We start from the raw sequence: 2,676 nt of genomic DNA, 5'->3' as shown, positions 1-2,676 counted from the left end.
CTGCGCGGTCAGGTAATGTTAGAATCATGAGAACTCGGTAACGGTTGTAGGTTTGTATGTTTGGCGACTGATCAGATCGCTCAAACGGTACCGAGTTCCCTTCTTTTTCTACAAACCAGTGATCTATATTTAGGAACAGTTATTTAGCTGGCTAGCTAAACATTTGATGAATAGAGTCTAAAGCCGATCTTAAAACCTTTAATGAAGTATCTTGGTCAATATACTTACTTCTCAGTTTAAGATCGGCTTTATAATTCATAAAGGCATTTCCAAAATCTAAATTAACTTTTTGGCCATCATTATCAATTCCTTTCACCTTAAGTAAAGTACAAGCATCATTTTCAGATAAATAGTTAACAATTTCTATTAAACTTTCTTTATTTATAATACTTTCAGGCTCATCGCTACAGTCTAAGTCGAGAGATAATTGAATATTATTATCTATATAAGGTGCTGAGCCTAAATTTTTAATTAATAGGGGCGCATCATCAGATAAATCTGATAATGAAGACGAGTTTATTTTAAAATGAAGGCTGCTATAATCTGGAAGTTCTCTTAGCTTATCGTATTCTTTTTCTTTAGGTATTAAAGATAGATCGATTTTTTCCGTCCGATTAGAATTAAACTGCTCTAAAGCGAATTTAGCTACACTTTTCAAGCTACCAATAGGGCCTGTCGTAAACCCAAGTATGAGCTTTCTCTCTGGGATTACACTGAAGTAATACGGATCACCGATAATTCCTTGGTTTAAAGCTAGACCAGAAATTTCTCCATCTCTGGTTGCCTTTGTTTGCCAAGTATTCCTTTCTTTAACTACAGAAATAATGAAACCATCGTTATGATTAGGAAGAGTTTTAATCAGATGCTTAACAGTTCTATTGGTTATAATTCTGGAGCACGATACCCCTTCACAACTAACAGCATAGTTGGCTGAAAAGTTTTCGAAAAATGAGCTAGTTGCATCAATGGAAAAAAAACGTACAGTCACACTTTTTTTTAATTTGTTCATTTTAACTCCGCTCAATTACCAACAGGATATCGCCTGTATTAATGATCAGTATTTTAGCACGACAACAACGATAGAGAAAGTTGAGCCACAATAAATTAAGACCTATATCTATGATTTTTATCGCCTTGTTGCAGCTTCAATTATCTCCACTCTATTCTGAATCGATAAACATCGCTCCCTACAACACATCAAAATGGGTGAGGTTTACAATTTGCTGAAAGCCACTCCGCTGTAATGAGTAGTTTTTTGAGAAAACCACAACTAATCAGTTTCTCGGCATAATTTGGCATTGTTACAATAGCTGATGCGATGGAGAAACGAAACGTATCTTTAGATTAATTAACTACTAGATTATTGTTTAGTCGCAAACTTGAACGGCTCTACAGATCATGCCTTTAGGGGCGTTTTTCTCTTTTTAGAAATTGTATTCACATGTTGTACGACCGCTCTTTTGCATGAATGTACCGCGAGCGTGACCTAGGCGACCAAGTAAATAGACCTTCATTAACTCATAGAAGTCTGTTTGCATATACCAGCTATACCAACTTATGCCGTCTTTCAATTATCGGTTCAACTCACAAGCAATAACTTAGTAACAACGCGCAAGGGAGTTATGGCTCTAAGAAAAGAATAATTTCTTAATGATCTGAAATCGGATAAGTTCCTGTAGGGTAAACTCACAGTAACAAGATATGAATGAGTATTTACTCTGAATGAATTCGGGGAAAAAGGGTGTTTTGGGTTTTAGCAATAAGAGTCAGTACCGCTTACTCTGACTCGATATTGAGGTAGCGTTACTTGGTCGAGGATTTGCTCGGCTTTAAGCCCGGAGTGTTTCCTGGAGTTTTTTTGTTGTCACGTCGACGTTGATCTGGTTTGCCGGTCGACTTGGCTATTGGTTTTGGCCCTGGTTTCAAACCCATGATTTGATCCTTTTATTTAACGAGGTTATTCCTCGTTGTATAATCTTTGGGCAGTATTGATGGCTTTCAAGATGTGTATGAAAAATAATCTAAAAATACCCCCAAGGTTTCTTGCTGGTAACTCATGTTTTGATGCGTTTTAAAATGTACTGCGACAAGTTGTAGGCACAAGATGGATAGAATTACCTCGGGTCCGCGACGGCTTAGTGTTGAAGAGATACAAGAGCTTCGTCGTGATATGCAAGAATCCTCAGCCTGGGCCAAAGCCGAACTAAAGCGTCGACGATCAAAAAAAATCAAAAAAATTCTGAGCATGGTATGGATGATGGTATTGAGAAAAGCCACCCTTCTAACTAGCTGTTATTTGGATATACCCCTGATCATTGAAGATGCTTGATTTTCTTTAGAATCAGGATCATGCTACGAACCATGAGAATTACACTGACTCCTCAGCAGAAACTGCAACTCGAACAAATGCACGATTCTACTCGTGATGGTCGAGTGCGTGACCGTATTAAAGCAGTATTGCTTACCACAGAGGGGTGGAGTCAGACCATGATTGCTCAAGCTCTTCGCATTCATGAGTCAACCGTTTCACGCCACCTTAGTGACTACGTTCTTTCTGAAAAACTTAAGCCTGAAAATGGCGGAAGCCAAAGCAAGCTTTCTGCTACTCAAACCATGCACCTAATCGAGCATTTGACTGAGAAAACCTATTCTCACACTCATCAAATTGTCGCCTAC

The 2,676-nt window shown here is 38.2% G+C and carries 2 protein-coding genes; one reads left to right on the top strand and one right to left on the bottom strand.

Annotated elements, in window-relative coordinates; all coding sequences use genetic code 11:
- Positions 1–151 precede the first annotated feature (151 nt).
- A complete protein-coding gene (locus QTN94_RS19505) occupies positions 152–1,009 on the bottom strand; it encodes a hypothetical protein (RefSeq protein ID WP_025441348.1) in 858 nt (285 codons plus the stop codon).
- Between the two features lie 1,352 nt (positions 1,010–2,361).
- Between QTN94_RS19505 and QTN94_RS19500 the strand changes: the two genes are divergently transcribed.
- The coding region (locus QTN94_RS19500; protein ID WP_331428598.1) for a helix-turn-helix domain-containing protein at positions 2,362–2,676 on the top strand (315 nt) is incomplete at its 3' end.

The organism is Vibrio sp. M250220, assembly GCF_036533795.1.
GTDB lineage: Bacteria > Pseudomonadota > Gammaproteobacteria > Enterobacterales > Vibrionaceae > Vibrio.
The sequence above is the reverse complement of the archived record's forward strand: the minus strand, read 5'-3'. Positions and strand labels throughout refer to the sequence as shown.

What these genes read in the sequence shown, in the direction of transcription:
- QTN94_RS19505 (WP_025441348.1), bottom strand. Translation starts at nt 1,009, where the DNA reads ATGAACAAATTAAAAAAAAGTGTGACTGTACGTTTTTTTTCCATTGAT.